This window comes from Bradyrhizobium valentinum, from assembly GCF_001440405.1.
Classification (GTDB): Bacteria; Pseudomonadota; Alphaproteobacteria; order Rhizobiales; family Xanthobacteraceae; genus Bradyrhizobium; species Bradyrhizobium valentinum.
The window spans coordinates 40,399-47,533 of the sequence record NZ_LLXX01000142.1; the positions used below are offsets into that span (position 1 = coordinate 40,399).

Consider the following 7,135-nt stretch of genomic DNA (forward strand, 5'->3'; position numbering starts at 1 on the left):
CCAGTATTCTGTGCGAAGACTGCCCCGCACATGAGCGCGAACGGGTGACCGCGATAAGCTTTTTCATAGGTTCCTCGTGGTACTTACAAATCAGCCTGCGCTAGGCTTCTTCGTCCTCGTCCTTCGCCTTGCGATTGGTGAAGCGCGCGTTGCCAAGCCCCGTGCCGATCGTCAGCACGCCCCAGCGCCTGAACTCCTGCATGAACGGCACCTCGCTCAGGCCCTGCGCGACGCCGTCATTGTGCATCAGCACGGTGGTGTCGTGGTCACCGATCACGGGGATCGCCTCTACCAGCGCCGTGGGCAGGTTGAACTTGGTGCTTTCCCAGTTGCCGGGAAGATTCTGATGCCGCCGTCCGCATTGATCACGCCCGGACAGGCCACACCGATGAACGGAGCGAGCTTGAAACCTTCCGCCTCGGCGTCACCAATCAGCTCGTTCAGCATCTTCACGAGCCTCCGCACCGCGCCTTCGCGCGTTGTCCCTTTGTCGGCATGTCTCCAGAGCAGCGCATGCCAGACGCGCGCCTTCGACAGGTCAGGCTCCTTGGCGAGCCGCGGCTCGACAATGCCGCAACGCATGTTGGTGCCGCCGATATCGACGGCGAGGATCGCATCATAGGTCTCGAAGGTCCAGGTCGGCGCCAAATGCAGGCAGCCGATCAGACCGGCTTCGTCGGTATGATGACGGATCGGTCTGAGGTCGAGCTTCTCGCCATCGGCCTTCAGGATCATGTCGGCGCGGGCGATGGCGATTTCACCAATGCGGCTTAAGCGAAAGCCGCCGCCGACGATGATGGCCTCAGTGGACTTCCAAGCTTTGGTCTTCAGAAAGCGCCGCGTGACTAGGGCGAGTTCCTGCGCGAACTCTTCGACGGTGCCCAGCACCACGGCCGCTGCCTCCACGTCATCGCCGCAGAGAATCTGATCCAGCTCCTTCCTGTTGATCTGCACCGACGACCTGTTGCCGAACGGATCGTCGCCTGCCTTGCGTAGAGGCCTGCGCCAGCCCTCGAGAATGGCGCTGAACGCGCTTTTGCTGGCGCGGTCCCCGAGAAAGCCGTTCTCGTCTTTCAATTCGATGGCGTAGGAATCGATGTCAACCGACGGCAGCCGTTCGGCGCCGTGCTTGCCGATTCCGGCCGTGGAAGGTTCGCCGGTCATGGGTGCCTCTCGTGCCGCAAAGAGCGGGATCAACGAAGCCAAAACCGGTTTGTTTCAAGAAAATGACAGCCCTTGATCTAGATCACACCCAGCTGTGAGGCCGGCAAGTATGAAGCTATCGTGACAGCGATGGCTTGTCGGCTAGCCAACGCTTCAGCACACTCTACGAGCATCAAAGCCAGACGAGGGCTGAATGCCATACTGCGTCGGTGGGCGGCCTTCCCATCAAGCCTCTCCGCAGAAAAATTCTACATTGCTGTCACGGCGAGGCTTTTCCCGCTGTGGTTTTATCGTGGAGCCTCCTGATGGGAGACCACAAATATGGACTGGGTTCCGAGATTACACCACGGCCCGGACGCCTGCTCAGCGCGATCATATCGGCCTCGCCGGAGTCGGCCTGCTGATTTTGCTTTCCGTCATCCGTTGATGCCCGGTAGCGACCGGAACGAAGCTCTATCGTGCGACGCGGTGAACACCCCGCTGCACTTCCGCTCAGAAAATATCCGGTCGGCGAGGACGTGCCCTCGTTCAGCAACTCCTGATCACAGAGTTGTTCGCCTAACTTTATTGGCGCACCCTACATTCGGTAATCCGCGTACCCGATAGGTTCGCAGAAGTTTCGTGGCATGGAAAACGCGCATAACGCAGGCAACTCAGTACCAAAACAAAGCGAGATGATAGGTAACAACGCACCGGGGCGGACCTGGCGGCCTTGGCGCGCTCTCCCGAGCGCTGGGGCCGTTTGAGCCGTGCAGGAACAAAGCCGAGTCCGTCGATTTGAATCCGCCATCCAAATGTAGAGGCGCGTACCATGCATACCTCTGATCAGGACGTTGTCTTGAAGGCCCTGGAAGATGCCCGGCGCATCCTGAGCCAACACAGCGGCCAGGGGCCGCTCAAGGACGCCAAGCATACTGTAGAACGGCTGTTAGCTGTTCTTAACCGAGTTGAGGTCGACCAAGCTTTGGATCGGATGAAGAGACGTCGAACTCTCCGCATTATGCCAGGAGGCCCTTCAGCGTGAGCCGACGGATCGAGCATCACGTCCCAGTCTGCAAACTTGGATCTCTGTGGAGGTCAGGATGACCCCACGCGAGCGCAACGATATGCCTTGGATCTTAGTGGCCCTCGCCATCGTCATCATTGTCATCATCGGGGGCGCCATTTTCGGCTGGGCTTAACCGTGTGCCCAACATAGTGCCGCTTCGCACAGCCTGACCGAGCTTGAACGCCAATTTATCCAGAAGCGATTGACCGAAGAGCAGTCAAATCTGGAGAGCGTAAGCAACTCCCTTCCCAATGACTTTCGCGGGTCAAAAGCCGGTCGCTCGGATAGCCGCCTGGCTTAGGCCATGTCTCTTGTTGGCACCTTTGAGACATACCCGCCTATCCTGAGAATGTCCGTTCACCGGTATAGACCGGAAGTCGCCGTGTCCGGCCAAACCGATGCGAATGACCCCGAGCTGACACCAAGGCTCAGGTTGAGTTCTCAGACAGGCACAGCTTCCAGAATAGTGACATCTGACTCCGTCGATATCGTTCACGAGCCTGAAGCGCGCCCGTTCAAGCAGGCCGGCGTATTGTTCGGGGTCGCCCGCCAAGGAGGACGAAAAACACCAAATCCATTGCATGAGCTAAATCCCGCTGGTTGGATGGCACTTCAATAATGAGCAGGCGCGCGTCGTCGCTCATTGTTAGCCAAGCCGGAGGTAGACATGCAGTTGCTCAACGACATACATCACCTGACGTTTATCACCGCCAACATGAACCGATTGATCTGTTTCTACGAACGTATCTTCGGAGCGCGCGTCACGGTCGATCTCGAGGAGGAGGCCACGCCTTCATCGAAGTGGGTCCGCACACTGTCCTGCACCCATTTCAGGTCCCTGGAATTGAACCTCCTGGCCACCAGCCCATGTTCAAGCGCGGGCGTCTCGACCACTTTGCGCTCAATGCCGCAAGCGAGGAGGCGTTCCGGGAAGTACGGCGGAGCCTCGTTGCCGAGGGCGTAAGCGATGGAGCCGTTACAGATATGGGCTCGCTCCTCCTTCTTAACTTCACCCCGACGGGGGCGGCCACGCGGTAGTTTGGGTCAAGCCTGGTGTCCCTGTCGCGCAAGGGCTCAAGCGCTCCGAGTGGACGAAAGTCCAGCTGGATTAACATGCATGCAAGCTCTATTGAGACATGCTACTGGCTCCGACGAAGTCCGTTTACAAGGAAAGACCGGAGTGGTCGGCCGATGGCCAAGTAACGCGATTGACTCGGAGGACTTGGCCGGAGATCAGGGCTCCCCTGTCTCGTCCCTAAGATGCGATTTTAGCCTATCTGAGCGCACTTCATCATCTGGACGCCAACCTTCACAGGGTTGAGGTCACTCTCGAAGTGCATCGGCAACTCACGCGACCGATCCGCCGTCGCCAACATAAACAAGAGTCAGTACGTGGCCTAGCACCAACGCGCCAAATAATGGCGCGCAAAATTCTCCCTGAGGAGGTTAAGATCCTGCATGACCATACTCCTCGGCCGAGTTACGGAGCACGAGAAGCACGCGTCAGGGGTTACATTGGAACGGACCGCTGTCCGAAGCGGACTTCGCCTATGGCCTGGCGGCAAACACTTTATAGCGACTGACCGAAGCGAACCTAGCGCGGTTGCCCCGAGATGCAGCGCGAAGCGGCCAGCTCCCAAAGCCGCCCGTGTCAGTGTTACTGATCAGGCCTCGCCGCCAGCGAAGATATCCTTCTTGATAACCGCGTGAACGCCCCAATTTCCATCTACCACTTGGGTGATGCCGAAGTCGACGCCAATCGTAATCAAAGAGATCGCCTCATCCTCGGTCAGCTTCTTGGTTGTCATCAAAAATTTGCGCATCTTCCGAAACGCATCGCGCAAAGCAAGGTCAACGGACGATTTCGAGTAAATGTCCGATTGCGCCTTGTCTCCCAATTCGTTGAGATAATTGGCGAAGCTGAAGCCGTGCACCAGCCACTCATCCCGGGTTTCCAGCATCGGATAGTCGAGGGCCTCGAGAGCCGTCCCAACGAGATCGGCTTTCTTGTGCAGAATGATCTGGAAGGTGCCATTCAGCGAGCTTTCGATGGCCGTGCCGCACAGCTCGGAATCTCCCTGCGAAGCGTGCGGGTCGCCAACAGACAGCAGGCCGCCTTCGACCGCGACCGGATAATACATCGTGGCGCCCTTGCCGATCCGCCAATTGTCGATGTTACCGCCGGTATAGCTTGGCGGAATTGAGTCGACGATATCGGCTTCTTTTGGCGCCAGGCCGATAACGCCGAAATGCGGACGTATCGGAATGCGCACATTCTTCAGGATGCCGTGGTTCTCCTTGATCGTGGAGTGATCGACTGGAACGCCGGGATAGTCGATGGTTTTGTGCACCACCCCCGAAGGATCGGTCTGTGGAGTCCATCGGAAATTGTACACGGCCTTCGCCCAGTTGCGCTCGCCAGACGCGTCAACCTCGTAGATCGTGATCACTTCGCGCGGTTTAGGCTCGGTCAACAAGTCCTTGTAGTGGAAACCCCACCATGCAGCCGCGTTGCTGCCGAAAGCCTTCCCGGCATACTGCGGATTGGCGCAAGGCCGGGGCGTGACGTCGATTATGCGCAACTCGATCACATCACCTTCCTGGGCGCCGCGTACGTAGACCGGGCCAGTGCAGATGTGTACGCCAAGGCCTTCACCTGCACCACGCCCGAACAGCGACGCATCCATCGGTCCTGCGCCGCGTCGGTTGACGCCCTTCTTCTCCTTGGTCCACAGGAACACGCTCTCGGCGCCGGGATCGCCCTTCACCATGCGCTCGGCGTCGTCGTTGGCATGGTGGGTCAACGCCTCAATGCTGATGAGGTCGCCGGAATCGATCTCGACCTGCGGTTTCAACTTCTTGCTGAAATAGCCCCAATGCACTGTGTCGGCATTCGCAGGCAAATGGTGATAGGACCGCTTGGCTGGTTGGTTCCTCTGGGCGGCAGCCGCCATCTGCGGCGTCACAAGAGAAATGCCGCCCGCGGTCATCGCCGCCGCGCCTCCGGCCGCGGCGAAGCTGGACCTCAAGAACGACCGGCGTTCCCGATCGAGCGTTTCCTTGAACTTGCGATGATGCAATTCGAATTCCGGACAGTTCTTGTCGTCACCCGCGCACATCGGATCTCTCCTGGCTTGAACGTGCATTCTACGCGCACCTTCATCCCATCGCAGTTCATCGGAACAGTCAAACCCCTATATGATGTCAGTTTGATGTGGGACGGCGAACGCCGCGTAGCCGCATAACAAAGCCCTGAGATAAGTAGGACCCGCCCATTGCTTAAGCATTACGTGCTCAAACTTTGAGAAACACGGACACTATTTGAGCGCAGATGCTCAAGGCCGCAATGACATAGATTCTTAGCAATGATCACTCTGAGACGGTCAAAAAGGATTGGTGCTGAAGTGCTGACATCAACACTACTGCGTGCCGGACGTGGTGCTCCGCGAAATCTGTCGTTGACGCGAAGAGGACCAAGCAGTCATGCCGTACCCGCGCCTCCCCGCAGCACCGCCTCGGCATCGTAGCCATAGAGTCGCATTTGCTCGAGCGGGAAGCTTGCCGACTCCGGGCTGCGATTGGTCCGCATGCGGGCGTTGCGGGCGGCGATAGCAGCCGCATCGGTCATCTGATAAAGTTCCTCCTCGCGGCGCGATAAATCCTGCATCCATGCGGTGCGCGGCTGACGAAGCTGCACGTAGCGTTGTAAAGCGGCCTCCGGTTCGGCCGGGTTCGCCGCGAGACAGCCCGCCAGCACGTAAGCATCCTCGATGCTCTGAGCGGCGCCCTGGGCGTAGAACGGCATCATCGGGTGCGCGGCATCGCCCAGCAGCACGACACGTCCGACCCGCCAGTCCAGCAGCGGCTCGCGGTCGTACAGCGCTTGCCGCAGCACGCGCGGAGTCGCGGCGATAATGGAGCGAATGGTCCTATTCCAGCCCGAATACTCGGCGAGCGCATCCTCGATTCGCCCTTCGGCGAGCCAGGATTCACGCGCCGGCTGCTCTGAGCGGCTGATGCCGATCCAGTTGAACGTGCGTCCGGCTGCCACGAAATACTGCACGATGCTACGGTTCGGCCCCATCCAGACGCCGGTGACGCGGCCGAGGTCGAGATGAGCCACCCGCTCGGCCGGCACCAGCCCACGCCAGGCGACATTGCCTGTGTAGCGGGGCAGTTCCTTCCCGAAAAGCTGCCCGCGCACCGTCGAGTGGATGCCGTCGGCGCCGATCAATACGTCGCCCGTGAGCTTTGTGCCGTCCGCCAGCCTGACGGTGACCTGGTCCGCGGTCTGCGCGAATCCCTCGACGCGCGCATTGAGCCTGAAGCCTTTATTAGCGATCCCACCGAGCAGAACGTCGAGCAGATCGGCGCGGTGGGCGTGATAGTACGGCGCGCCGAACTGTGCCTCCGCACGTGCGCCCAGCGGGGTATAATAGAGGCGGTCGCCATCATCCCAGGCGCGATAGTCACGTCCTTCCGGATACACGCAGACGCGCGCCAAGGCCTCGCCGAGTCCGAGCGCGCGCAGGATGCGGGTGGCGTTGGAGCTGAGCTGGATGCCGGCGCCGACTTGGCGGAACGCTTCGGTCTGCTCGAAAAGTTGAGCATCGATGCCGCGAGCCCGCACCGCCAAGAGGGTCGTGAGGCCACCGATGCCGCCGCCGGCGATAAGCACCTTGAGATTGTTGGTTCGGAGCATAGTTGCGCCTCTCAACCGAGAGAGCCAGACGAACACAAAATTTAAGGCATACGGTAGTGATTTTCGGAGCTTTCCGGAAGAGCCGCTCGTGTTGAGTTGGCACCACCGGAGCTGACATTTTGCAATTCTGGCCTTACTTAGGCTTTTGGCCCTTCGCGTCGTTCACTGCGCTGCACGCCAATGACCGCAATTGAGGGCGAACCGGACTTCAATAAGGCATC

3 protein-coding genes and 1 pseudogene are annotated in these 7,135 nt (G+C 59.4%); 1 reads left to right on the top strand and 3 read right to left on the bottom strand.

The features are described from left to right. Window positions 1-100: 100 nt before the first annotated feature. Window positions 101-1,164: pseudogene (locus CP49_RS24785) on the bottom strand (ROK family protein). A gap of 1,715 nt (window positions 1,165-2,879) precedes the next feature. Here CP49_RS24785 and CP49_RS24795 point away from each other — a divergent pair. Beyond that, window positions 2,880-3,176 carry a VOC family protein gene (locus CP49_RS24795; RefSeq protein WP_197423221.1) on the top strand — a complete coding sequence of 99 codons (297 nt, stop codon included), beginning with the start codon at window positions 2,880-2,882 and terminating at the stop codon, window positions 3,174-3,176. A 700-nt stretch (window positions 3,177-3,876) separates the two neighbouring features. Here the strand turns inward: CP49_RS24795 and CP49_RS24800 are convergent. Together CP49_RS24800 and CP49_RS24805 are read right to left on the bottom strand one after the other, a co-directional pair. Beyond that, window positions 3,877-5,331 carry an acetamidase/formamidase family protein gene (locus CP49_RS24800; protein ID WP_057852790.1) on the bottom strand — a complete coding sequence of 485 codons (1,455 nt, stop codon included), beginning with the start codon at window positions 5,329-5,331 and terminating at the stop codon, window positions 3,877-3,879. Between the two features lie 362 nt (window positions 5,332-5,693). Further along, complete coding sequence (locus CP49_RS24805) at window positions 5,694-6,890, bottom strand: FAD-dependent monooxygenase (protein WP_197423222.1); 1,197 nt, start codon at window positions 6,888-6,890, stop codon at window positions 5,694-5,696. Window positions 6,891-7,135 lie beyond the last annotated feature (245 nt).

Coding starts and splice junctions, on each gene's coding strand:
- CP49_RS24795 (WP_197423221.1), top strand. CDS start 2,880: ATGCAGTTGCTCAACGACATACATCACCTGACGTTTATCACCGCCAAC.
- CP49_RS24800 (WP_057852790.1), bottom strand. CDS start 5,331: ATGTGCGCGGGTGACGACAAGAACTGTCCGGAATTCGAATTGCATCAT.